Source organism: Burkholderia sp. DN3021, from assembly GCF_049805555.1.
Classification (GTDB): domain Bacteria; phylum Pseudomonadota; class Gammaproteobacteria; order Burkholderiales; family Burkholderiaceae; genus Burkholderia; species Burkholderia pyrrocinia_C.
In genome coordinates this window covers 1-24,649 of sequence record NZ_JBNCAB010000069.1, presented here as the reverse complement: position 1 = coordinate 24,649, position 24,649 = coordinate 1, and the positions used below count along the sequence as shown (strand labels likewise).

Annotated in this window: 22 protein-coding genes and 1 pseudogene; 12 read left to right on the top strand and 11 right to left on the bottom strand. The window is 68.1% G+C overall.

The window, feature by feature from the left end; all coding sequences use genetic code 11:
• Positions 1 to 8: 8 nt before the first annotated feature.
• Entirely contained in the window at positions 9 to 1,193 is a 1,185-nt protein-coding gene (locus ACPUER_RS27110; RefSeq protein WP_425132598.1) for a M20 aminoacylase family protein, read from the bottom strand.
• Between the two features lie 182 nt (positions 1,194 to 1,375).
• Here ACPUER_RS27110 and ACPUER_RS27105 point away from each other — a divergent pair, with 182 nt between their 5' ends.
• Positions 1,376 to 2,278, top strand: a complete 903-nt coding sequence (locus tag ACPUER_RS27105; RefSeq protein ID WP_034180242.1) for a LysR substrate-binding domain-containing protein — start codon at positions 1,376 to 1,378, stop codon at positions 2,276 to 2,278.
• A 208-nt stretch (positions 2,279 to 2,486) separates the two neighbouring features.
• The gene (locus ACPUER_RS27100) at positions 2,487 to 2,807 is read left to right on the top strand and encodes a pyrimidine/purine nucleoside phosphorylase (protein WP_006478890.1); all 321 of its coding nucleotides are present in this window, start codon (positions 2,487 to 2,489) and stop codon (positions 2,805 to 2,807) included.
• A gap of 93 nt (positions 2,808 to 2,900) precedes the next feature.
• Here ACPUER_RS27100 and ACPUER_RS27095 read toward each other — a convergent pair whose 3' ends face one another.
• The 4 genes from ACPUER_RS27095 to ACPUER_RS27080 all read right to left on the bottom strand — a co-directional run bounded on the left by ACPUER_RS27095 (position 2,901) and on the right by ACPUER_RS27080 (position 7,221).
• Positions 2,901 to 3,236 (bottom strand): hypothetical protein, encoded by a 336-nt coding sequence (locus tag ACPUER_RS27095; RefSeq protein WP_174418674.1) that lies wholly within the window; start codon positions 3,234 to 3,236, stop codon positions 2,901 to 2,903.
• A 475-nt stretch (positions 3,237 to 3,711) separates the two neighbouring features.
• Positions 3,712 to 5,499, bottom strand: a complete 1,788-nt coding sequence (locus ACPUER_RS27090) for a chloride channel protein (RefSeq protein WP_425132597.1) — start codon at positions 5,497 to 5,499, stop codon at positions 3,712 to 3,714.
• Positions 5,500 to 5,519: 20 nt separating this feature from the next.
• Entirely contained in the window at positions 5,520 to 5,933 is a 414-nt protein-coding gene (locus ACPUER_RS27085) for a MarR family winged helix-turn-helix transcriptional regulator (protein WP_175959244.1), read from the bottom strand.
• Between the two features lie 112 nt (positions 5,934 to 6,045).
• Positions 6,046 to 7,221, bottom strand: a complete 1,176-nt coding sequence (locus ACPUER_RS27080; RefSeq protein ID WP_425132596.1) for an HPP family protein — start codon at positions 7,219 to 7,221, stop codon at positions 6,046 to 6,048.
• A gap of 366 nt (positions 7,222 to 7,587) precedes the next feature.
• Between ACPUER_RS27080 and ACPUER_RS27075 the strand changes: the two genes are divergently transcribed.
• Positions 7,588 to 8,556, top strand: coding sequence for a LysR family transcriptional regulator (locus tag ACPUER_RS27075; RefSeq protein ID WP_174418671.1), 969 nt, complete (start codon positions 7,588 to 7,590; stop codon positions 8,554 to 8,556).
• Positions 8,557 to 8,836: 280 nt separating this feature from the next.
• Entirely contained in the window at positions 8,837 to 9,745 is a 909-nt protein-coding gene (locus tag ACPUER_RS27070; protein ID WP_425132595.1) for a LysR substrate-binding domain-containing protein, read from the top strand.
• Between the two features lie 287 nt (positions 9,746 to 10,032).
• On the opposite strand, the gene ACPUER_RS27065 is transcribed toward ACPUER_RS27070, so the two are convergent.
• Positions 10,033 to 11,121 carry a calcium:proton antiporter gene (locus ACPUER_RS27065; protein WP_425132594.1) on the bottom strand — a complete coding sequence of 363 codons (1,089 nt, stop codon included), beginning with the start codon at positions 11,119 to 11,121 and terminating at the stop codon, positions 10,033 to 10,035.
• A gap of 550 nt (positions 11,122 to 11,671) precedes the next feature.
• Between ACPUER_RS27065 and ACPUER_RS27060 the strand changes: the two genes are divergently transcribed.
• The 5 genes from ACPUER_RS27060 to ACPUER_RS27040 all read left to right on the top strand — a co-directional run bounded on the left by ACPUER_RS27060 (position 11,672) and on the right by ACPUER_RS27040 (position 17,650).
• Entirely contained in the window at positions 11,672 to 13,228 is a 1,557-nt protein-coding gene (locus ACPUER_RS27060; protein WP_425132593.1) for a 3-hydroxyacyl-CoA dehydrogenase, read from the top strand.
• 69 nt (positions 13,229 to 13,297) lie between these two features.
• Complete coding sequence (gene paaK / locus ACPUER_RS27055; RefSeq protein WP_425132592.1) at positions 13,298 to 14,611, top strand: phenylacetate--CoA ligase PaaK; 1,314 nt, start codon at positions 13,298 to 13,300, stop codon at positions 14,609 to 14,611.
• Between the two features lie 275 nt (positions 14,612 to 14,886).
• Complete coding sequence (locus tag ACPUER_RS27050; protein WP_425132591.1) at positions 14,887 to 15,687, top strand: enoyl-CoA hydratase-related protein; 801 nt, start codon at positions 14,887 to 14,889, stop codon at positions 15,685 to 15,687.
• 127 nt (positions 15,688 to 15,814) lie between these two features.
• Positions 15,815 to 16,486 carry a MarC family protein gene (locus ACPUER_RS27045; RefSeq protein WP_425132590.1) on the top strand — a complete coding sequence of 224 codons (672 nt, stop codon included), beginning with the start codon at positions 15,815 to 15,817 and terminating at the stop codon, positions 16,484 to 16,486.
• Positions 16,487 to 16,669: 183 nt separating this feature from the next.
• Positions 16,670 to 17,650, top strand: coding sequence for an aldo/keto reductase (locus tag ACPUER_RS27040; protein ID WP_425132589.1), 981 nt, complete (start codon positions 16,670 to 16,672; stop codon positions 17,648 to 17,650).
• A gap of 26 nt (positions 17,651 to 17,676) precedes the next feature.
• On the opposite strand, the gene ACPUER_RS27035 is transcribed toward ACPUER_RS27040, so the two are convergent.
• The 4 genes from ACPUER_RS27035 to ACPUER_RS27020 form a co-directional block, all read right to left on the bottom strand.
• Positions 17,677 to 18,543, bottom strand: a complete 867-nt coding sequence (locus ACPUER_RS27035; protein WP_425132588.1) for a lysostaphin resistance A-like protein — start codon at positions 18,541 to 18,543, stop codon at positions 17,677 to 17,679.
• 89 nt (positions 18,544 to 18,632) lie between these two features.
• Positions 18,633 to 19,289: a VC0807 family protein gene (locus ACPUER_RS27030; protein ID WP_425132587.1), complete on the bottom strand. Its 657-nt coding sequence runs from the start codon at positions 19,287 to 19,289 to the stop codon at positions 18,633 to 18,635.
• Between the two features lie 473 nt (positions 19,290 to 19,762).
• A complete protein-coding gene (locus ACPUER_RS27025; RefSeq protein ID WP_425132602.1) occupies positions 19,763 to 20,827 on the bottom strand; it encodes a 2,3-butanediol dehydrogenase in 1,065 nt (354 codons plus the stop codon).
• A gap of 348 nt (positions 20,828 to 21,175) precedes the next feature.
• Positions 21,176 to 21,916 carry a GNAT family N-acetyltransferase gene (locus ACPUER_RS27020; protein ID WP_425132586.1) on the bottom strand — a complete coding sequence of 247 codons (741 nt, stop codon included), beginning with the start codon at positions 21,914 to 21,916 and terminating at the stop codon, positions 21,176 to 21,178.
• 210 nt (positions 21,917 to 22,126) lie between these two features.
• Between ACPUER_RS27020 and ACPUER_RS27015 the strand changes: the two are divergent.
• Positions 22,127 to 22,351 (top strand): annotated as a pseudogene (locus ACPUER_RS27015) (MFS transporter); the annotation flags it as partial.
• A gap of 145 nt (positions 22,352 to 22,496) precedes the next feature.
• Positions 22,497 to 22,982: a DUF3331 domain-containing protein gene (locus ACPUER_RS27010; protein WP_175959231.1), complete on the top strand. Its 486-nt coding sequence runs from the start codon at positions 22,497 to 22,499 to the stop codon at positions 22,980 to 22,982.
• Positions 22,983 to 23,006: 24 nt separating this feature from the next.
• Here ACPUER_RS27010 and ACPUER_RS27005 read toward each other — a convergent pair whose 3' ends face one another.
• Positions 23,007 to 24,209, bottom strand: coding sequence for a GNAT family N-acetyltransferase (locus ACPUER_RS27005; protein WP_425132585.1), 1,203 nt, complete (start codon positions 24,207 to 24,209; stop codon positions 23,007 to 23,009).
• Positions 24,210 to 24,362: 153 nt separating this feature from the next.
• Between ACPUER_RS27005 and ACPUER_RS27000 the strand changes: the two genes are divergently transcribed.
• On the top strand, positions 24,363 to 24,649 hold a 287-nt coding region (locus ACPUER_RS27000; RefSeq protein WP_425132584.1), incomplete at its 3' end, for a GntR family transcriptional regulator.

The window sequence follows — 24,649 nt, the reverse complement described above, 5'->3', positions numbered from 1 at the left end:
AAGGGCCGTCAGGCAGCGAGCCAGGCTTCGGCGATGCGAACCCAGTAGCTCGCGCCGATCGCGAGAATGTCGTCGTTGAAGTCGTAGCCGGGGTTGTGCACCATGCAGCCGCCCTTGCTGCCGATCCCGTTGCCGATGAACGCATAGCAGCCGGGGCGCGCTTCGAGCATGAACGCGAAATCCTCGCTGCCCATCAGCGGCGCGGCGTCGGTTTCGACCCGCTCGGCGCCGAGCATCCGGCGCGCGATGTCCGCCGCGAACGCGGTCGGTTCCGTGTGGTTGACGAGCACCGGGTAGCCGTAGTCGTAGTCGACTTCCGCGGTGACGCCGAAGCTTTCCGCCTGGCCTTTCGCGAGCGCTTCGATGCGGCGCGCGAGCAGCGCGCGCACGTCGGCGTTCAGCGCGCGCACCGACAGCTTCATCACGACGGTTTCGGGAATGATGTTGAACGTCTCGCCGGCCTGCACGCTGCCGACCGTGATCACGGCCGCATGCTGCGCGTCGACCTCGCGCGCGACGATCGTCTGCAGCGCGACCATGATGCTGCCCGCGGCCGACATCGGATCGCGCGCGAAATGCGGCATCGCGCCGTGGCCGCCGACGCCGCGCAGCGTGATCGTCACGCGGTCGGCCGACGCCATCGCGGCGCCGGTGCGGAAGGCCATGTCGCCGGCCGCGCGGCCCGGCATGTTGTGGATCGCGAAGATCGCATCGCACGGGAAGCGGTCGAACAGGCCGTCGTCCATCATCGCCTTCGCACCGCCGAAGTTTTCCTCGGCCGGCTGGAAGATCAGGTTCAGCGTGCCGGAGAACTGGCGCGTCGCCGCGAGGTGGCGCGCCGCGCACAACAGCATCGCGGTGTGGCCGTCGTGGCCGCAAGCGTGCATCTTGTTCGCATGGCGGCTCGCGTACGGCAGGCCGGTGGCTTCCGCGAGCGGCAGCGCGTCCATGTCGGCGCGCAGGCCGACCGTGCGCGTGCCTTGTCCTTCGCGCAGCACGCCGACGACGCCCGTCTTGCCGATGCCGCGATGCACTTCGTAACCCCAGCCGGTGAGCAGCTCGGCGACGAGATCGCTCGTGAGCGTCTCTTCGAACGCGAGTTCGGGATGAGCGTGGATGCGGCGGCGCACCTCGACCAGCTCGGGGGCGATCGCGGCGATGCCGGGGATGACGGGGTTCACGGCTTGCAGCATGGTGTCTCCTGTGGGGCCGGTGGGGCGTTTGACGCGCATATGACGTGCAAGCATATAAATTTCTTTTGCGCACCAGAAGCTGCTAAATTGCTTTGGTGCTCACCACCGGTTGCCGCTCGGGAATACCCTGAACCGGCACGCACGGCCACGCACCGGGTTTCCACGGATCGCGCATCGCCGCCATGAAATACCATCAGTTGAAAGCGTTCGTCACCGTCGCGGAAGAGGGGAGCATCCGCGCGGCCGCGCGGCGCCTGAACGTGTCTCCGGCGGCGCTGACGAAGGCGGTCAAGGAACTGGAGATCGCGCTCGGCGTGTCGCTCGTCGTGCGCACCGCGCGCGGCGTGCAGCTCACCGCATTCGGCCAGCAATTGCAGGTGCGCGCGCGGCTGATCGTCGCCGAAATGCAGCGCGCCCGCGACGACATCGAGCAGGCGCAGGGGGCGACGACGGGCTCCGTCGCGGCGGCGATCACGCCGGCCGCCGCGGTGACGATCCTGCCTGATGCGTTTCGCGCGTTCCGGCGCCGCTTTCCGGTGGCGCGCGTCAACCTGATCGAAGGGTTTCCGGGCGTAGCGTTGCCGCGCCTGCACGACGGCTCGCTCGATTTTGCGGTGGCTGTCGTCGTGCCCGAATTGCTGGCGGCCGAGTTCGATCATGCGGAGCTTTATGCGAGCCGTTCGCTGATCGTCGCGCGCAACGAGCATCCGCTCGCGTCGGCCACGTCGCTCGCCGATCTCGTCGAGGCCGACTGGTTGATGAATCCGTCACCGGAAAGCTCGACGCAGGCGCTGTTCAATTCGTTCGTCGCGCACGGGTTGCCGGTGCCGGCGCGCATCGTCGAATGCCCGAGCTTCGGGCTCGCGCACAGCCTGATGACGGGTTGCGACCTGATCGCGTCGATGCCCGAGCAACTGCTTCAGGGCGAGTGGGCGCGCGATCAGCTGACGGTGCTGCCGATTCGCGAGCGTTTGCCGGCCGTGTCGGTGCAGGTCGTCACGCGCCGCGACAGCCCGCTGACGCCGGCTGCGGCGATGCTGCTCGATTGCCTGCGCGATTCGGCGCGACGCAAGGGGCTGCGGTGATCCGGTATCTCGGGCAGCGACCGTCATCGCATAGTCATCCTGACGATCTGGTGCGTCGCGCCGTCGTCGTTTGAAGGGCACGACGTTTGCCCGGCGGGCGCGCAGTTCCGGCGCATGCCGCGCGAGCCGGTATCATAGCGGCCGGCCCGCCGCTCCGGCCGGCTTCCAACAACATCGCCATCCGGCATCCAGCAAGCAGAGGCATCACATGACCAGTGCAACCCAATTCGACAACGTATCGGTCGTCAAGCGCGCGAACGTCTATTTCGACGGCAAGTGCGTGTCGCATACCGTGCTCTTCCCGGACGGCACGCGCAAGACGCTCGGAGTGATCCTGCCGTGCGCGCTCAACTTCGGCACGGACGCGCCCGAATTGATGGAAGTACAGGCCGGCAAGTGCCGCGTGAAGCTCGACGGCAGCAGCGAATGGCAGACCTACGGCGCCGGCGAATCGTTCTCGGTGCCGGGCAAGAGCCGCTTCGACATCGAAGTGCTCGAGACGCTCGACTACGTCTGCAGCTACCTGTAAGCGCGGGCGACACAAAAAAGAAAAGCCCCGCCGAAGCGGGGCTTGTCGCAAGCGGATGGCGCAAGGCCATCCGGAGCGCCTGTTCTCGTCTCGTTACAGGCAGGCGTTGATGTCGCCGGCCGACGACGCATCGCCGCCGCGGAAACCGACCCAGGTCTTCGCGTTTGCGGCGTTGGCCGGGCGTACCACGGCAGCGGCGCCATTCGGCGGTTGCTGGCCAGGTGCATAAACTGCCATCGCGAGGCCGTTCGCCAGTTCATACTGCGACGTCACCTGTTGCTGCGACTTGTCGGCCCAGGTCTTCGCGATGCACTGCGCCACCTGGTCGGCGGGTTTCTGGCTTTGTCCCACGTTCTGCAGGGCAGAATCGGCTGCATGAGCAGAAAATGCCACGGTCAATGCGATGAGCGGTAAGTATTTCACGTTCACGTTATCTCCCTCGAGTCGTGATTGATTGAGTGGGATGCGCAGCAGTACTGCGTACTAATGAGATCGCAGCGGACAAGCACGGTTCCGACTATTCCGAAACAAGTTGTTAACGCGCTTGCCAAACGGCAGCTACGGTGCTGTGCACTCTGCTGCGGCGCGGCATGCATCGTGTGCGGCCCGTCGATGGACGGGCGATGCGGCAACGACGTCATGCGTTGCCCGGTCGGCGCGCTGCCCGGTCGTGTGGTGACGTGACGGTCGCGGCGAGCGGCATGTGTCTGCATGCCGTGCCGCGACTCTTTATCTGATCGCGAAGTGGAATGGCTGATTACGGTGGCCCCGTCGCATGGGTACCATGATGACAAACTTTCGTCGGCTGGATTGTTAACCAACTTTAAACGCGGAAAGCGAGCGCTTTCCAATGGAACATGAGCCTGGGCGAGGGCGCGTTGCACGCCCTCGCATGCTGGACGCGTCAGCCGGCCTTGCGCGCGCCGATGTCGCGCAGGTTGGCCGGGACGATCGGACGGAAGCGCTCGCGCTTCTGTTCGTCGTCGAAGTGCTGGAGCGCGGGCTTGATCAGGTCGCTGCGCGACACGATGCCCGTGATGCGCAGCGATTGCTCGTCGTCTACGACCGGCAGGCGTTCGAAGCCGAGCATCGCGAGTCGCGATGCGACGACGCGGCACGTTTCGTGCGCAAACGCGACGGCGGGCACGCGGTTGGCGAACGCGGCCGAGATCGGCGTGTCGGCCGCGGCGTGCGCGCGCTGCGCGTCGAGCGTCGCGCGATCGACGAGGCCGAGCAGGCGGCCGTTCTGCACGACCGGATACGCGCGGTGCGTCTGCTTCGCGCCGAAGTACTGCGTGTCGACCGCATCGAGCGTCGCCGCGCCGTCGATCGCGACGAGCCGGTCGGCGGACGTCATCACTTCGCCGATGTCATGCCGCTCGAGCGGATCGACGCCGTATTCGCGGTAGATGTGATAGCCGCGACGCGCGATCTTTTCCGTCATGATCGAGCGCTTCATCACGACGGTCGCGAAGCCGTGCGCGACGAGCGTCGCCGCGAGCAGCGGCAGCAGCGCGTTGGCGTCGTGCGTGAGGCCGAACGCGAACACGATCGCGGTCAGCGGGGCGCCAAGTGTTGCACCGAGCGTCGCGGCCATGCACACGAGCGGCCACAGCGCCGGATCGCCGCCCGGCAGCACCGGCGACAGCACGGTGCCGAGGCCGGCGCCGAGCATCAGCAGCGGGGCGAGCACACCGCCCGACGTACCCGAGCCGAGCGCGATCACCCACATCACGGCCTTCACGATCAGCAGCGCGAGCGCGATCTTCAGCGCGATGTGCTGGTGCAGCAGGTCGCCGATCACGTCGTAGCCGACGCCGAGCGCGCGCGGTTCGAGCCAGCCGCCGATGCCGATCACGATCGCGCCGAGCGCGGGCCACCACATCCAGTGCACGGGCAGCTTCGCGAAGGTGTCCTCGACGCGGTACAGCGCAGCCGACAGGCCGCAGGCGAGCATGCCCGACAACAGGCCCGCGACGATGCACGACAGCAGCGCGACCGGCGTCGGCGCGGCCGTGGCGAGCGGAAACAGTGGATCGACGCCGAAGAACAGCGCGCGTGCGAAACCGGCCACCGCGCACGCGAGCGCGACCGGCAGGAAACTGCGCGGACGCCATTCGAACAGCAGCAGCTCGACCGCGAGCAGCACGGCGGCGACCGGCGTGCCGAACACGGCCGTCATCCCCGCGGCCGCACCGGCGACGAGCAGCGTCTTGCGCTCGGCCGCGGTCACGTGCACGCACTGCGCGATCAGCGAGCCGAGCGCGCCGCCCGTCATGATGATCGGGCCTTCGGCGCCGAACGGGCCGCCGCTGCCGATCACGACGCCGGACGACAGCGGCTTGAGGATCGCGACCTTCGGCGACATGCGGCTCTTGCCGAACAGGATCGCCTCGATCGCCTCGGGAATGCCGTGGCCGCGAATCTTTTCCGAACCGAAGCGCGCCATCATCCCGACGATCAACCCGCCGATCACCGGCACGACGATCACCCATGCGCCGAGCGTATGGTTCGCCGGAGAGCGGTCGGCGAACGAGAACTGCTGGAAGAAGAACAGGTTCGTGAACAGGCGGATCAGACTCAACAGCACGAACGCGGCGAGCGTGCTGAGCAGGCCGATCCCGGCGGCAAGCAACGCGATCCTGGGCAGGCGTTCGTTGGTCGAGAAATCGCGTTTGTGCGGTGCGTTCATCGGAGTGGTAAAAGCGAGGGTCAGTAATCGATCTGGGGAACCTGGAACGTGCCCTTGAGCGACTTCAGCTCGGCGCGATGCATCGCCGCGAGGCGGGCGAGCAGCGTCTCGCCGGCTTGTTCGAGATGGACCTCGACCTGCCGGCGGTCGACTTCGCTCGTCTTGCGCTTCACGAGCCCGAGCGCTTCGCAGCGCGTCACCAGCGCGACGACGCCGTGATGCTGCGCCTGCAGGCGTTCCGCGAGCTCGCCGATGGTCGCCCATTCGCGATGCGGATAACCCTTGATGTGCAGCAGCAGCAGGTATTGCAGCGGCGTCACGCCTTCGCTTTGCGCCGCGCGTTCGGAGAAGCGCTCGAAGCGGCGCATCTGGTAGCGGAACTCGGACAGTTGCTGGAAATCGCTTTTGTTCAGCGCGCGTCTGGTATCGTTCATCGAGGGCGAGCAGTCGGTTTCGGAAACGGAAAATATATCACAACATGATATAAGTGGCCGAATTAAAGCGAAATTAATGCATTCCGCGTTGCGTCGGTGCGTTGCGCCTGCGTCAAGCAGCCTCGAGCATCTGCGTCTGCCGGTAGAGGCCCGTGACGAGATCCGTCTGCGTAATGATCCCGACGAGCCGGCGCGACGCATCGACGACCGGAATATGGTGATGGCCCGAATGCGTGAACAGCGGCACGAGCGCGGTGATCGGCATCGTTTCCGGCACGAACGCAACGTCGCGCGTCATCACCGACGCGACGCTCGCGGGCTGGCCGCCGAACGATTGCGGCAGCCGTGCGGACAGGCGTTGCCACAGCGGGGTCGGGCGGTGCAGCTGGCGCGTGAGGTCGGCGCGCGTGACGATGCCGGTCAGGCGGCCCTCGCCGTCGACGACGGGCAGCGCCTTCACGCGGCGGCGGTCGAGCAGCGTGAGCGCGGCCGTCACCGACGTCGACGGCGCGACCTCGATCGCGTTCTTCGTCATCAGGTCGGCGCACTTGAGCTGGCCGAACGTGCGCGTATAGGCCTGCATCTCGGTTTCGCGCAGCAGCGTTTCAAGATCATCCGGATCGACGTCGAGCCATTCGCCGCGACGCTTCAGCACCGCGTCGAGGTCGCCGCGCGTGAAGCCGCCGCGCGCCGGTGCGGCGCCGCCTGCCTGCGGTTTCGCTTCGGCGCGCGCGCCGCCATGTGGGTAGCGGTGCCCAGTCAGCGCGTGATACGCGAGCGCGGCCGACAGCAGGATCGCCGATTGCAGTGCGATCGGCTCCAGCACGAAACTGAATCCGAGCGAATGGATTACCGGGCCGCCGACCACGGCCGTGAGCGCGACGGCGCCCGACGGCGGGTGCACGCAGCGCAGCGCGAACATGCCGCCGATCGCGCATGCGATCGCGACCGCGGCGGCCGTAATCGGATCGGCGATCCATTGCGCGCACGCGACCCCGACCGTCGCCGCGACGAGATTGCCGCCGATGATCGACCACGGTTGCGCGAGCGGACTCGCCGGCACCGCGAACAGCAGCACGGCCGATGCCCCCATCGGCGCGACGAGCAGCGGCACGAGGCCCGGTACGCCGGGCAGCCACCGCATCGTGACGCCGACCGTCGCGATGCCGACGAGCGCGCCCGTGCATGAACGCAGTCGCTCGCGCCAGCCGAGCGACATCGGATGGGGAATGAAACTGTGCAGCCATTGACGCAACGTGCGGCGCGACGAAGATGAGCCTGACGACATGGACGGGTAAGCGGTAAAAATGACAGCGTGGGGATGCGCGGCGACAAGGGCGGAATTATATCGCGTTATGATACAAATTGTCGCGCTGCATCAAGCCGTTACACGCGCACGACGCACGCGCCTTGCATAAACCTTTCATCAGGCGAAAGTTTGGGCGGCTGGCAATAGCGCAAATTTGTCTGCGGCGGCGTACAATTCCGGCCACTGAATCCCCGACATACCAGAACCACGTACGCGATGCCCGCTCTCCCGCCTTTCCCCCGGCACGGTGATCATCGATTCGGCATGGTTCGCGGCCGCGCTCCGTTCCCCACCTGACGCGAGCGCCGCCGACGCCTCCTCACTGACTCTCCCGAAGCCAATTCAATGGACATGCTCGAAAACATGCGCCTGTTCGTGCGCGTTGTCGAAGCCGGCAGTTTTACGGCGGTCGCGAAGGAAATCGACGCGACCACCGCGCAGGTGTCGCGTGCGGTATCGAACCTCGAAGCGCACGTACAGACGCGCCTGCTGCATCGCACGACGCGCCATCTCGGCCTCACCGAAAGCGGCGAACGCTATTTCGAGCGCGCGAAATCGATCCTCGCGGAAATCGACTACGCGAACGCGGAGGCGCGCAACGCGCTGCTGCGGCCGAGCGGCAAGATGCGCATCCATGCGATGACGGGGCTCGGGCAGAGTCATGTCGTGTCGTCGATCGTCCGCTACCAGGAGGACAACCCCGACGTGTCGGTCGAGCTGACGCTCGCGCAGCGGATGCCGAATCTCGTCGAGGAAGGCTACGACGTGTCGATCGTGACGGCGTCGCAGTTGCCCGATTCGGGTTACGTCGCGCAGACCTGCGGCACGAGCTGCAGCGTGCTCGTCGCGTCGCGCGAATACCTGGCGCGGCACGGCACGCCGCAGTCGCCCGACGATTTGCCGAACCACGTGTGCCTGCGCCTCGATACGCCCGCATCGCCGGCCGGCGAATGGCGGCTCGAGCGCAACGATGGCGAGGAGACTGTCTACGCGCTGCAGCCGGCGCCGTTCCAAGTCAACGTGCCGGACGCGCTGTGCGTTGCGGTGCGCGCCGGGCGCGGGATCGCGTGCGTCGCGCTGTATACGGTGCTCGACGACATCCGCGCAGGGCGGCTGATCCGCGTGCTGCCCGAGTACCGGCTGCAGACGGTGAGCGTGTACGCCGTCTACGCGACGCGCCGTTATCTCGACGCGAAGATCCGCACGTTCCTCGATCACCTGCGCACGACGCTCACGCCAGCGCTGGAGAACGACCTGCGCGAACTCGACCGTCTGACGGTCGAGCAGATGCCGGGCGGCCGCAAGCGCGCGTGACGGCGCGGCCTGCCGACCGAACCGCGTGCGCCGTGGCGATGCTCATGCGCCCGGCGGCGTGATGCGAATCCGCTCGAACCTGCCCGCGAGCCACGGCGAGCCACGTATACGTAGCGATGCCGATCAGCCCGTGCGCGGCGACGAACCGCAATGCGCCGACGAGTCATGAAGGTCTCGGTCGTCGTGCGCGGCGCGGGTCGCGCATCAGGTGCAACCGAGCATGGAAATCGTATCGATATCGGTCTAACCTCGAAGGACCATCGATCGATACAAAATCTGGATGATTGAACTGCGCCAGCTTCGCTGCTTCGTTGCGGTGGCCGAGGAGCTTCATTTCGGCCGCGCGGCCAGACGGCTCTTCATGACGCAACCGCCGCTCAGCCGGCAGATCCAGTTGCTCGAGCACGCGCTCGGCATCGCGCTGCTCGAACGCAGCAGCCGGCAGGTGAGCCTGACCGCGGCCGGCGAACGCTTCCTGCGCGACGCGCGGCACATCCTCGAATTCTCCGCGCGGGCCGAGCAGGCCGCGCAGCGCGTCGCGCACGGCGGGGCCGGCCGCATCACGCTCGGTTTCACGGCCGTCAGCGCGTACCGGATGATCCCGATGCTGCTGGCGCACGCCGCGCACGCGCTGCCGGACGTCGACGTCGAATTGCGCGAGATGGTGTCGACCGTGCAGATCGACGCGCTTGCGTCGCGGATGCTCGACGCGGGTTTCGTGCGCCAGCGCGCCGCGCGCCAGCCGCTCGAATACCGGCTCGTGCAGCGCGAACCGATGCTGGTCGCGGTCGCGCAAGGCGAGCCGCTCGCCGCGTGCGAGCGCATCGGCCCCGACGATCTCGACCGGCAGCCGTTCATCGCGTATTCGCCGAACGAGGGGAAGTATTTCCACGACATGATCTCCGGCCTGTTCGCGAACGCAGGCAGGCTGCCGAACTACCTGCATTACGTCGGGCAGACGCATACGATCCTCGGCCTCGTGCGTGCGGGGCTCGGCGCGGCGCTCGTGCCGGCGTCGGCGCGCGAGCTGCATGTGGACGGCGTGGTGTTCCGGCCGCTTGCGGGCGTCGACGTGGCGGCGGAGCTGTATCTCGCGTGGCGGACGGACAACGACAACCCGGCGTTGCCCGTGTTCAACGCGATGGTCGAGCGGTTTCTCGCGCAGGAGCAGGGCGGCGCGGCGGCATAGCACGTTCGTGCCGTGTCACAAGCTTTCAATCCGGAAGCTTGCGGCGCTGCGATGGCAAGCAATCCTGATCGAGCGCGGCAGGCTGGCGTCGTGCGAGTCCTTACCGTCGTGAAAGCTGCCTCGATGCCAGCGTTATCGCGAGATCCAGCGCCGCAACAACCTCGCCAATCCGAACCTGATCCTGGCGGGCCAGCATCTCGTGATTCCGGTTCGGTAACGATGGCGTGACGTGAAAAAAACGCGCGGCCCGGCGGAGATGATCCGCCGGGCCGCGCGCATATTGGCGATCAGTGAGTGATCGACAGGAACAGGTACGCGGCGAACAGCGACAGGTGCACGACGCCGTGCAGCACCGTCGTGCGCCCCTGGCTGAGCGTCAGCGTGCTGACCAGCAAGGTGAGCGCCAGCAGCACGGTTTCCATCGCGCCGATGCCGAGCGTGAGCGGCTGGCCGACCCAGATGAACACGGCCGCGACGGTCGGGATCGTCAACCCGATGCTCGCGAGCGCCGAGCCGAGCGCGAGGTTCATGCTGGTCTGCAGGCGGTTCGCGCGCGCGGCGGTGACGGCCGCGAGCCCTTCCGGCAGCAGCACGAGCGCGGCGATCACGATGCCGACCGCGGCTTCGGGCGCGCCGAGCTTCAGCACGGCGTGCTCGACGGCCGGCGACAGCAGCTTCGCGAGCAGCACGACCGCGACGAGGCTCGCGAACAGCAGCAGCAGGCTGATCAGCGCGGTGCGGCTGCTCGGCGGCGCCGCGTGCACCGTTTCGTTCGCGCTGTCGTGCTCGGTGAGGAAGTAGTCGCGGTGACGCACGGTTTGCACGAACACGAATGCGCCGTACAGCACGAGCGACGACACGCCGGCGAACGCGAGCTGCGATTTCGAAAAGAACGGGCCCGGTGCGGCGTTCAGGTAATTCGGCATCACGAGCGACAGCACCGACAGCGAAGCCAGCACCGCGAGCGCCTTGCTCGCGCCGCGTCCCTGGAAGTCCTGTTCGCCGTGCTTCCACGCACCGACCAGCAGGCAGATGCCGACGATGCCGTTGCAGATGATCATCACGGCCGCGAACACGGTGTCGCGCGCGAGGCCCGATTTCTCCGGGCCCGCGCCGAGCATCACCGACACGATCAGCGCGACTTCGATGACGGTCACGGCAACCGCGAGCACGAGCGTGCCGAACGGTTCGCCGACGCGGTGCGCGACGACTTCCGCATGGTGGACGGCGGCGAACACGGCGCCGGCCAGTGCGGCGGCGAACAGCGCGATGACGAGGCCTTCGGCCGGCACGGCGCGCGACAGCGCGAGCACCAGCCATGCGGCAATTGGGGCCCAGAGGGTCCAGCGCGGGAGCTGGTTGGACGAGAGCGGCATGGAGGGTTTCCTTATGCGAGTGGCGGCGCGCGACGCGCCGTCACGGGGTGACGAAGCCCGGCCGTACTATCCGCCGAACGAGGATGATGAAACCGAAGGGTGGCCGCGCGCCAGGACGCTGCCTTGAGTTCGCCGCGGTGACGCGGCGAGGGGCGCGGGCGGGCCGAAGCCCGTCGCTGGATGAAACGGTTCGATGCGGCTGGCCGCCGATGGCAGGGCGAACAATCGTGAAGACACGCCGGACGGAGGCTCGGTTCCGGCCCCGGAAGGGGGGCGGACGATGGACATCGGTGGCGGCGTGACACGCGGTTTCCCCCTGAAATCCGTCGAGTTGTCGAATTTTATCAGGCGTTTGGGGGCCGCAATCTCATATTCGAACACTTTCATTGACCTTTCGGTTTGCAAAAAGTGCCCCAATTCTTCAATTTTTTGTCTTTGCAGTTTCCGTAACGGTCTCTTGCACGACAAATTCGGGCTCGCCCTGACATAAATCTACCGACCGGTCGGTTTATAATCGCTCGCACTTCCACTTCATGACGGATCGCAAGCGATGGCTGTTTCCTCTGCACATTCGGTGAACTCGGGCGCGCTGGCGCCGTCGGCCATCGTCGGCGTGATCGGCGCCGGCGCGATGGGCGCGGGTATTGCGCAGGTCGCGGCGGCGGCCGGCCATCCGGTGCTGCTGTACGACCTGAACGAAGCGGCCTGCGACAAGGCGCTGGCCGGCATCCGCGCGCAGTTCGCACGGCTCGCGGAGAAGGGCCGGCTCGAACCGGCGCAGGCCGACGCGGCCGGCAACCGGATCCGCGCGGTGCGCGCGCTGGCCGATCTGGCGGGCGCCGCGCTGATCGTCGAGGCGGCGGCCGAACGGCTCGATGTGAAGCGCGACATTTTCGTGACGCTCGAACGCCATGTCGACGACGCGTGCCTGCTGGCGACCAACACGTCGTCGATCTCGATCACGTCGATCGCGGCCGGGCTGCGCGTGCCGCAGCGCGTCGCCGGCCTGCATTTTTTCAACCCGGCGCCGCTGATGGCGCTCGTCGAGGTGGTCAGCGGGCTTGCGACCGCGCCCGACGTTGCGCGGGTCCTGTATGCGACCGCGGCCGCGTGGGGCAAACAACCCGTGATGGCGAAATCGACGCCGGGCTTCATCGTGAACCGCGTCGCGCGGCCGTATTACGCGGAGGCGTTGCGCGTACTGAACGAGCAGGGCGGCGCGCCGGCATCGATCGACGCGGTGATGCGCGAAGCAGGCGGCTTCCGGATGGGGCCGTTCGAGCTGATGGACCTGATCGGCCAGGACGTGAACTTCGCGGTGACCGAATCGGTGTTCCGCGCATATTTCAACGACCCGCGCTACACGCCGTCGCTGATCCAGCAGGAACTCGTGAACGCAGGCTTCCTCGGGCGCAAGTCGGGGCGCGGCTTCTATTCATATGCGGACGGCGCGACGCTGCCCGCGCCCGATCTCGAACCGCCGCGCGATGCGCCGGCGGATGTCGCGCTGTACGCGCAGGACGGCCCGGCCGCCGCGCTGCACGCACGCTTCGTCGAACGCATTGCGCTCGCCCGGCAGGCCGGCGCGCATCCGGACGACCTGCTCGCGACGGCCGGCCGCGCATCGATCGCGCTGACCGACGGCCGCACGGCGACCGCGCGCGCCGCGCAAACGGGCGTGGCCGATCTCGTGCTCGTCGACCTCGCGCGCGATTACGCGCAGGCCGGGCTCGTCGCGCTGACGCGTGCGCTCCAGTGCAGCGATGCCGCCTATGCGGACGCGGTCGGCCTGTTCCAGCAGGCGGGTTTTCGCGTCGTCGGCGTGGCCGACGTGCCGGGGATGGTCGCGATGCGCACCGTCGCGATGCTCGCGAACGAGGCGGCCGATACGGTGAACCAGGGCGTGTGTTCGCCCGCCGATCTCGATCTCGCGATGGAGAAGGGCGTGAACTACCCGTGCGGCCCGCTCGCGTGGGCCGATGCGATCGGCATCGGCCGCGTGTTTCGCGTGCTGTCGAACCTCGCGGCGAGCTACGGCGAGGACCGCTATCGCGTGTCGCCGCGCATTGCCGCGCTGCATGCAGCCGGCCGCACGTTCCGGTCGTAGCCGCCGGCCCCGGTCATCCCGATTACCCCGAACACGATAACGACATCACGCCATTGGAGGAGCACCCCGATGACTCACCCGACGCATTTCGCCGCCGCCCTCGAGCCGATCGAGACCGCCAGCCGCGACGAACTGCAGGCACTGCAGCTCGAACGCCTCAAATGGTCGCTGCGCCACGCATACGACAACGTCCCGCACTATCGGCGCACGTTCGATGCGGCGGGCGTGCATCCGGACGACCTGAAGACGCTCGCCGATCTCGCGAAATTCCCGTTCTCGACGAAGAACGACCTGCGCGACAACTATCCGTTCGGGCTCTTTGCGGTGCCGCGCGAGCAGGTCGTGCGCGTGCATGCGTCGAGCGGCACGACGGGCAAGCCGACCGTGGTCGGCTACACGGCGCGCGACATCGACACGTGGGCGAACGTGACCGCGCGTTCGATCCGCGCGGCCGGCGGCCGCCCGGGCGACACGCTGCACAACGCGTTCGGCTATGGCCTCTTCACGGGCGGCCTCGGGATTCATTACGGCGCGGAGCGGCTCGGCTGCATGGTCGTGCCGATGTCGGGCGGGCAGACCGAGAAGCAGGTGCAACTGATCCGCGATTTCGAGCCGAAGATCATCCTCGTCACGCCGTCGTACATGCTGAACCTGATCGACGAGATGGTGCGGCAGGGGATGGACCCGGCCGAGTCGTCGCTGGAGATCGGCATCTTCGGCGCCGAGCCGTGGACGCAGGCGTTGCGCGAGGAAGTGGAGACGCGCGTGGGCATCGACGCGCTCGACATCTATGGGCTGTCGGAAGTGATGGGCCCGGGCGTCGCGTGCGAATGCGTCGAGTCGAAGGACGGCCCGGTGATCTGGGAAGACCACTTCTACCCGGAGATCATCGATCCCGTCACGGGCGAAGTGCTGCCCGACGGCAGCCACGGCGAGCTCGTGTTCACGTCGCTGACGAAGGAAGCGATGCCGGTGATCCGCTACCGCACGCGCGATCTCACCGCGCTGCTGCCGCCGACCGCGCGCGCGATGCGCCGCCTCGCGAAAATCACCGGCCGTTCCGACGACATGCTGATCGTGCGCGGCGTGAACGTGTTCCCGAGCCAGATCGAGGAGATCGTCGTCGCGCTGCCGGCGCTGTCGGGCCAGTTCCAGATCACGCTGTCGCGCGACGGCCACATGGACCGGCTCGACCTCGCGGTCGAACTGCGCTCCGAGGCTGCGGCGTCCGTTACGGAAAGCGATCGCGCGGCGCTCGCGCGCGAGCTGCAGCACCGGATCAAGACGATGGTCGGCGTGTCGTCCGGCGTGACGGTGCTCGCAGCGGGCGGCATTCCCGCGACCGCGACCGGCAAGGCCCGGCGCGTGATCGACCGCCGCTAGGGCCTGTTCACGCTAATAACGGGCCAGCCCCACGAATGATTTTTTCCAAACAGGGGAACGTGGGGTTGGGGGGCCGCGGTGTGGGGGGGGGGGGGGGTGTTTTGTGGGGGGCCCCGCCGCGCGCGGGGGGGGGGGAGGGGGGGGGCGGCGCCCCGGGGGCGCGGGGCCGGCCGCCCCGCGCGCCCCCCCCCCCACGTTCGCAAGCCCGTTATTAGCGTGAAGGCCCTAGCCGCCTGATTCCGATGTTTGCCGTTCTACCCGAGGAAACCTGTTCGATGGATGGATTGAAGACCCTGGCCGTCGCGGTCGATGCGCGCGGCATTGCGACCGTGGCGCTGCAGCGCGGCGACGTGCTCAACGCATTCGACGAGACGATGATCGCCGAGCTGACCGACGCATTCACGGCGCTCGGCCGGCGTGACGACGTGCGCGCGATCGTGCTGCGCTCGGACGGCCGCGCATTCTGTGCGGGCGCCGACCTGCAATGGATGCAGCGCGCAAGCGCGAACGATGCGGCAGCGAACCTGCGCGACGCGCAGCGGTTCGCGGCGATGATGCGCGCGATCCGGCAATGCCCGAAGCCGACGGTGGCACGCGTGCAGGGGCACGCGTTCGGCGGCGGCGTGGGCCTGTGCGCGGCCTGCGACATCGTGATCGCGAGCGACCATGCGCGCTTTTCGGTGAGCGAGGCGCGTTTCGGAATCCTGCCGGCCGTGATCGGCCCGTATCTGGTCGAGGCGGTCGGCCAGCGCCAGGCACGCCGGCTCGCGCTGACCGCGACGCAGCTCGCCGCCGGCGAAGCCGTCGCGATCGGCCTGATCCACCAGGCCGTGCCGCTCGATGCGCTTGACGAAGCGCTCGAACGGACGCTCGCCGAACTCGCTCGCAACGGCCCGAACGCGCTGATGGAAATCAAGCGCTTCTTCGACGCGATCGGCGAGTATCCGCCGTCGGCGGAGCGCGCGGCGTTCACCGCGCAGACGATCTCCCGCGTGCGGGCGACGCCGGAGGCGAAGGAGGGTTTCGCCGCGTTCTTCGCGAAGCGGCCGCCGGCGTGGGAAGCGGGCGCCGAGTAAGGAAAAACCGCGACGATCGGCGGCTAAGCGCGCCCGGCCGCATTTTGCGTCTCGGGCGCGGGCGCTTGCTCTACAATGCGTGACCCCCGGCACGCTGCCGGCCCAGCCCCGACCGATTCCTCGCCCGATGATCGTCAACCGCCTTATCTCCGAGATCCTGTTCGGCTTCACCGGCCTGATCGGCATCATCAATCCGATCGGCATCGCGTTCCTGTTTCTCGAGCGGACCGAGGCGCTCACCGAGCACGAGCGCGACCTGCTCGCGAGGAAGGTGGCGTTCAACGCGTTCATCGTGCTGATGGTCGCGTTCTTCGCCGGCACGCCCGTGCTGCATTTCTTCGGGATCTCGATGGAGGCGCTGCGGATCGGCGGCGGCCTGGCGGTCGCCGTGGCGGGCTGGCAGATGCTGAACGAGCCCGACGTGCCGGGCGGCGGCGACATGCCGGTCAAGCCGATCGATGCGAACGCGATCATGACGCGCGCATTCTTCCCGCTGACCGTGCCGCTGACGGTCGGTCCCGGCTCGATCTCGACCGCGATCGCGCTGAACGCGAACCGCACGCACAAGCTGTCCGAGTTCATGCTGTCGAGCATCGTATCGATTGCCGTGTCCGTGCTCGTCGCCGTGGTGATCTGGCAAACCTACAGCCGCGCCGCGCTGCTGTCGCGCTACCTCGGCACCGAAGGCACCAAGGTCGCGATGCGCGTGTCGGCGTTCCTGCTGCTGTGCATCGGCGTGCAGATCATGTTGACCGGCTTCTCCGCGTTCCTGCAGCCGATCGCCGACCAGGTCAAGTAACCCGCCCGTCCTTTCCCGCATTGCGCCCGGGCGCACGGTGTGCCCGCGTGCGCGTCATACGCGTTTGCGCGGCGCGGGATAACATGCCACGTCTGGCGGATGCGCGGCGCACCGTTCGCGCCCTGCGCGCCGAACGGCGGCGCGCATCCGGCCGCAAGCTCAACTTCAATGACGAGGCGTGCGATGGAATACGTGAAATTCGGGTCGACCGGGCTGGAAGTATCGAAACTGGTGCTGGGCTGCATGACGTTCGGCGAGCCGTCGCGCGGCACGCATCCGTGGACGCTGCCGGAAGCGGAAAGCCGCCCGATCATCCAGCGGGCGGTCGAAGCCGGCATCAACTTCTTCGATACCGCGAACATGTATTCGGACGGCACGTCGGAGGAGATCGTCGGCCGCGCGCTGCGCGATTTCACGAAGCGCGACGACATCGTGATCGCGACCAAGGTGTTCTACCGGATGCGGCCGGGGCCGAACGGCGCGGGCCTGTCGCGCAAGGCGATCATGACCGACATCGACCAGAGCCTGAAGCGGCTCGGCACCGATTACGTCGACCTCTACCAGATTCATCGCTGGGATGACGGCACGCCGATCGAGGAGACGCTCGAGGCGCTGCACGACGTCGTGAAGGCCGGCAAGGCGCGCTATATCGGCGCATCGTCGATGTTCGCGTGGCAGTTCGCGAAGGCGCTGTACACGTCGAAGCAGAACGGCTGGACCCGCTTCGTCAGCATGCAGAACCACCTGAACCTGCTGTATCGCGAGGAAGAGCGGGAAATGCTGCCGCTGTGCGAAGCCGAGGGCATCGCGGTGATTCCGTGGAGCCCGCTCGCACGCGGCCGGCTGACGCGCAACTGGGACGAATCGTCGGACCGGCAGCAGAAGGACGAGGTCGGCCAGCGGCTGTACGACGCGACGGCCGATGCGGACAAGGCGGTCGTCGACGCCGTCGCGGCGATCGCCGCCGCGCGCAACGTGCCGCGCGCGCAGGTCGCGCTCGCATGGGTCGCGCAAAAGCGCGGCGTCACCGCGCCGATCGTCGGCATCTCGAAGCCGCAGCAACTGGACGATGCGCTCGGCGCGCTCGAGTTGAAACTGACCGACGACGAGATCGCCACGCTCGAAGGCCCGTACGTGCCGCATGCGATCGCCGGGTTCAACTGAGCGCGTTATCTCGCCGCGCGCCGGGATCAGCGCGCGGCGTCGAGCATCGGGTAGGTGAACAGGCCGAAATGGACGATGTTCAGCCCCGCATGCGCGAGCGCGGAGGCGAGCAGTCCGCCGCGCCGCCACGCGAGGCCGTAGCCGACGCCGGCCGCCGTGCCGAGCACGATCCATTGCCAGCCGCCGGCCGCGTGCGCGGCGCCGAACAGCACCGCGCCGATCGCGAGCGCGGCCCACGGGCCCCATGCGAACGCGCGGAGCGCGCGCGTCAGCCCGCCTTGCACGTAGCCGCGGAACAGCGCTTCTTCGGCGAGCGTCACGAGCAGCAGGTTGTTCACGAGCCACAGCCAGCCCGATGCCGGCCATTTGGGCGCCCAGCCGACCATCCCGAACGCGAGCGCGCCGGCCAGGCATGCGGCCGCCGTCGCGACGGCCGCCACCGCGCCCGTGCGCAGCGCTCGCGACAGCGCGACGTCGGGTGCGACCCACGGCAGCACCCACAGCAGCCACAGGCCGACCAGCGGCTTGTCGAGATTCAGGTACATCGTGAACGGCACGGCGTCCGGCGTGAAGCGCGTCGGGGCGATCACGAGCGGATTGTGGAAACCGGGGATCAGGTGCAGGCTCAGCGCGATCGCGAGCGCGGCAAACACCGCATGCGCGGCGATCCGCACCGCGAGCGGGCGCGCGGGCGACACGCCCCACGCGGCCGCGGCCAGCAGCGCGAGCGGCGCCAGCGCGATCGGCTCGAGCTTGCCGAACGCCAGCGCGTCGGCATAGCCGAGCACGGCCAGAATGAGGCTCAGGCCGTGCTGCGGGCGATGCCACACGAGTGCGGCGGCCGCGAACAGGGCGAGCCAGATCGTGGCGCACGGAAGGAGCGAAAGGGACATGACAGGAAACGCATAGGTCGGACAAGACGCCGCGCATCATACAGCAGGCGCGGCGACTTGCCGCCGGGCCGGCGCCGGCCGGTCGGCCGTCAGCGGCCGGCGACCTCGGTGACGCCGTCGCGGGTCGGGATGTCGACGCTGTTGCGCACGCGCATCCGCCGCCGGTACCAGAACGTCCACATCAGCAGGCAGCCGAACACGGTGTAGCCCATGATCGGCGACACGACCAGCACGCGCTCGACGGGCCAGGTCACGACCATCCAGCAGCGCAGCAGCATCTCCAGCGTCATGAAGGCGCCCCATACGAAGGTCATCCGGCGGAGCATCTGCCGCAGCCCCGGCTGTGCGGCCCAGACCGATTCGAAGTGCGCGGCGCCGCCGGCCATTTCCCGCGCGACGGTGGCGCGGGCGAGATAGAAGATCAGCGGACGTTCGCGGAACAGGGACAGCAGGAACACGATGCCGATCGTGCCCGACGCGAGCGATTCGCGCATCAGCAGCGTGCGCGGGCTGCCGCCGAGCGCCATGCCGGCGATCGACAGCGCGATGCCGAGCAGCACGACGGCCGCCACCGCGTCGACGCGGCGCGAGCGGACGAATTCGACGATCGACCAGATGATCGGCGGAACCGCCGACGCGTACAGCGCACCGGTTTCGCCGAAATACGGATGCGCGACCCGGTACGCAACCCAGGGCAGCAGCAGGTTGACGAAGAGTTCGAGAATCAGGCCGGCTCGCGGTTTCACGGTACGCAATTCCACGCAGGTTGGGGCGAACGCGCAACGGGCGTGGTTGCCCGCGGTTGCCCTGAAAAGGGTTCGGTTCAGTATATCGAAGAATCGCGTCGGGCTGCGGCGTTGCAACTGCCGTTTGCGGCCGGCGCGTTTTTCATGCATTGGCCGCGGCCGGCTGCGTGATCCGGGAAGCCGGATCGCGCCGTGCAGCGGAGGATCGCGTCGCGCCACGTTTCTGTCGACACCGGGGCGCTTGTTCGGCGGGGGCGCATTGCGGCTAATGGTTTGGATTGCGAATGCTTTTAATCTTCGTATCCGAACGGAAAGCGGCACGAGGTCCGCTTCGGATGACGAAAGCAGGGAACAGGGCGCTGGAGGGGAATTGTCGGCAATCGGATGCGTCGCCCGGGCGCGTGGCGATGCTTTCGCGTGGAACAACGGCACGCGTGCCGCGGCACGAATCGTTGCCGCGGCCGCATGCGCCGTCAGGCGACGGCGGGTTGGACGATGATCTTCACGTTCCGGTCCTTGTGGTTGACCAGTTCCTCGAAGCCGTGCGCGACGATGTCGCCGAGCGCGATGCGTCCGGTGATGAGCGGCTGCACGTCGATGCGGCCGTCCGCGATGAAGCGGATCACGTCCGCGAATTCGCCGTTGTACGCGAGCGAGCCGATCACTTCCTTCTCGGTCGACACGATGTCGAAGAAGTTGAACGACGTCGGCTCCTCGAAGATGCCGACCATCACCGACTTGCCGGCCTTGCGGATCACGTCGATCGCCAGCTTCGCGGTGGCCGTGTGCCCGATGCACTCGAACGACACGTCGGCGCCGTAGCCGCCCGTCAGCGCCTTGACTTCCGCGATCGCGTCGGATGTCTTCGGATCGATGACGACGCTCGCGCCGACCTCCAGCGCCTTCTGCTTGCGCGCTGCCGACATTTCGAGCGCGATCACGCGCCCGGCGCCCGCGACCTTCGCGCACATGATCGTGCACAGGCCGATCGTGCCCGCGCCGACCACGACGACGGTCTGCCCGACGATGCTGCCGGCCTTCTTCACCGCGTGCAGCCCGACCGCGAGCGGTTCGATCAGCGCGCCGGCTTCGGTCGGGAAGTCGTCGGGCAGCTTGTACAGCAGTTCGGCCGGCACGTTCACGTATTCGGCGAACGCGCCGTTGTTCATCAGCCCGGTAAACGCGAGGTTTTCGCAGATGTTGTACAGCCCGTGCCTGCAATACCAGCATGTGCCGCAATGCTGGCACGCGTCGGCCGTCACGCGGTCGCCGATCGCGAAGCCCGTCACGCCCGCGCCGAGTTCGGCGATCTCGCCGCTGAACTCGTGGCCGAGGATGCACTGGCCCTTCAGTCCTGTCAGCGGATGCGGCGCATCGACCGGGATGAACACGGGCCCCGCGACGTATTCGTGCAGGTCGGAGCCGCAGATGCCGCACCAGTGCACGCGAATCGTGACCCAGCCGGCCGGCGGGCGCTCCGGAACGGGAACCTCTTCGACGCGGATGTCGTGGCGGCCGCGCCAGACGGCGGCTTTCATGCTGCGGGCGGTAGTCGGTGCCGGTGTACTCACGTTGCTGTCTCCGTCAGGTTGTCGTCGGGCGTGAGGCGTCGCTGCCGGTGCGCCCGTCGCGCGATTGCGCGATCGAACGGTATGCAGGAACGGGGCCAGCATGAATCGGGGCGGTGCGGGGTGGTCGGCGAGGGTTGGAAGTTTGCGACGCACCATTGCGCTACACGTTTGCAGGAAGCGATATGACGGGAGTCATGCGTGAAGTTTGCTGCGATTGCGAAGTCGCGGGCCGGATGAGACGCCGGGACATTCGTCTCAGCGCAATGAGACGGATCGCGAGACGAACGGGGATGGCTGGCGTGGGGCGAAGCGCGCTCAGGCGACGACTTCGTCCACCGCGACCGGTGCGAGCGGCGTGAATCCGGCGGCGCGATACAGCGGCTGACCAGCCTCGGTCGACACGAGCCACACGCGCCGCGCGCCATGTTGGCGTGCGTGCGCGACGATCGCGGCGAGCAGTTGCATGGCGAGGCCACGGCGCCGGTATGCGTCCGCCGTCCCGACCCGGTCGACGACGATATCGCGCGCCGACGCGAAGCCGTAGCGCGCGGTGGCCGCGATTTGCCCGTCCAACCGGTGCGCGAACAGGAACGCGGCCGGATTCCGCTGGAACGGCGGGAATGACGCGCTCGCATTGAACGCCGCGATGTCGTCCGGCGTGTGACAGGCGAGTGCTTCCGCGAGTGCGTCGTCGCTGGACAGCGTGCCGATATCGGCGGCCATGAAATGCTCGTCCGACAGCCGGCGCGTCCTGCCTTGCAGCGCAAGCGGCAACGGCGCGGCGCCATAGCGCGTGATCCATGCGCCGACGGCGAACGGGCCGTCGCTGCGCGCGGGCGCACCCTCGATCATGAAATGCTCGAAAGGCCGGCCCATGCCGGCGTCGAACCGCACGACCTGGCCGTCCGGGCTGTCGTGCAGCGGCGCGTCGCGCCGGTTGCGCGCGGCGCAGTACCCGGCGATGAAGGTGCGCACGGCGGCCCTGCGGTGGGAGAAGGTCGACCAGGCCAAGTCGAGCGGAAGCGTGACGTCGGGAGCGGGGGAGGCGGTCGGCATGCGTAGGTGCGCAACGTTGTCGGGCGAAGCCGACAGCTTAGATCAGGATGCCGTCGCTGTCGCGCCGGCCCATTACAGCGATCGGCGAAACGCATCGTTGCGCAACTTTCCCTTTACTTGAAGTTAACTTCAATTTGTATCATGTGCGCCAGTCTGATCGCGGCCGCGTGAGACATCCCGTTGCGCGCGGCGGCCCCAACGGAGGTGGAGATGACCGAATCGCCCGTCGCGGCCAACGCCGCCACGCTGCCTGCGCGCAGTTACCGGGCCACCGTCGCGAACGTCGTGCTGGCGAGCATCGTGTCGGCGTTGCACGTCGGCAAGGCGACGATCGCATTGCCGTCGCTTCAGCACGAGTTCGGCGGCTCGCTCGCATCGCTGAGCGGGATCATGTCGGTGTTTCCGTTCGTCGGCGTGTTCGGCGTGATGTCGGCGCGTTCGGCTGGTCGGGCGGCATCGGGCTGATGCTCGCGGCCGCCGTCGCCGGTGCGGCGATCGGCCTGTCGCTGTTGCGCGAACCGATGGGCCGGCGCAGAGCGCGGCACCGGTGCCGTTCAACCCGCACGTCAATCCGTCAAGCATGCCGAACACCATGGAAAGCCTGATCTGCGAAGAAGACCTGTCGTGCGATGCGCCGTCGTTCGGCGAACGCGATGCGATGCCACTGCACGGCGGCGGCGTCGCGCATCCGCTCGTGACGAGCGGCCGCGCGCCGGTTCGGGAGCACGCCGCGGCCGCGGTGTCGCCGTTGCGCCCGCAACTGTTCGTCACGGTGCTGGAGGCCGGCGACGACGGGTTGCTGATTCGCTGGGTCGAGAGCGGCCGTTGCCATTACGGCGAGCAGCGCTGGCGCCTGCGCGTCGCGTTGCAGCCCGGCCGCTGTGCGATCTCGGGGCGGCCGATCGAGCCCGGCGAGCCGGTGTTCCGGCCGGTGCGGCGGCCCGTGCCCGCGAATGGCGACGAGATGATCTGCCCGGCATCGGTGTCGGGCGCGGCCGGCGCGGCGCGGGCGGACGTTGCGCCCGAGGACGACACGACGCGGGATCCGGCCGACGTTCTCGACTGAACGCCGGCCGGCCGCTGCGCCGCGTTACTTCTTCAGATCGTGCCGGTACTGGATGAACCCGGCATTGTTCGCGAGCCTGTCGTACAGCGCGCGCGCGGTCGTGTTGGTTTCATGCGTGAGCCAGTACACGCGGCTCGCGCCGGCTTCGCGGGCGCGTTCGTACACGGCCTCGATCAGCGCGCCGCCCGCGCCTTGCCCGCGTGCGTCGGGCGCCGTGTACAGGTCCTGCAGGTAGCAGTATGGCCCTTCGGTCCAGCACGAGCGGTGGTAGATCGAATGCACGATCCCGACCAGCGCACCCGATGCGTCGAATGCGCCGAGCGCGAACATCGGCTCGGCGGGATCCATCAGGCGCGCCCACGTCGTCGCGAACACGGCATCGCTCAGCGCGGTGTCGTAGAACTTCTGATAACCCTGCCACAGCGGGCGCCACGCAGCTTCGTCGGCGGCGACGAGCGGGCGCACCGTGACGCGCGTCGCGTCGTTCGCGCGGGCGGCCGCGTCGCGCGCGTTCGCCTGCGCGTGGCGGATCGCGGTGAGCGACTGGCGCTGCTCGCCGTGTGCGTCGAAGTTCTCCGGCGCGAGCCACGCGTCGAACGCGGCGCGCACGGCCGGCCATTCGCCGTCGACGATCGAATACCACGCGGTGTCGCGACTGCGGCCCTTGTAGACGATCGCCTGCCGGAACGTGCCTTCGTAGCGGAAGCCGAGCCGCGCGGCCGCCTTGCGCGACGGCGCGTTCAGGTCGTCGCACTTCCATTCGTAGCGCCGGTAGCCAAGCGTGTCGAACGCGTACTTCATCAGCAGGTACTGCGCTTCGGTCGACACGGGCGTGCGCTTGAGCAGCGGCGAGAACGTGACGGAGCCGACCTCGATCACGCCGTTGGCCGGATCGATGCGCATCAGCGCGAGCGTGCCGACCGCGCGGCCCGTGGCAACGTCGATCACCGTGTAGTGCAGCGGATCGGCGCTCGCTTGCGCGCCGCGCGCGTAGTCGCGGTAGCCCGACTCGTCGGCGTACGGCCCGTGCGCGAGATAGGTCCAGTCGCTGCCGTCGGGCGCCTGCGCGTAGGCGGCGTACAGATCGGCCGCGTGGCGCTCGGCGTCGAGCGGTTCGAGCCGGCAGTAGCGGCCCTCGAGCGCGATGCGCTCGGGGCGCGGGCGCGCGGACCAGTCGGGAACGGGGTGGCCGATGGGTTGCTGGAAGGCGTTGGTGAGCGTGGACAAGGTCGATCTCGCGTCGGTTGGCGGCCGGCGACATGCCGGCATGCAGACGATCGTAGTCGCAGCGAGGTACCATGAAAAGCGCCACAGACCGGCAAATTTATGGTGCCACGGTCCGGGCGCCGTGTTCCGACACTTTCACGCTGCGATGTTCCGATGACGACTGCCTTTCCTTCCGGCGACTCTCCGTTGCTGCCGCTCGACGCGCCGCTGGCGCGCACGCCGGGCGCGCCCTCGCTGCAGCGCCAGTTGCTGCGCCGCGTGCGCGACGCGATTCTCGGCGGCGCGATGCCCGCCGGCACGCGGCTGCCCGGCACGCGCGCGCTGGCCGAGACGCTCGGCGTGTCGCGCAACACGACGGCCGCTGTCTACGAGCAGCTCGTCGCCGAAGGCTTCCTGCAGTCCGACCGCCGCGGCACGCGCGTCGTCGGGCTGTCGCGGCC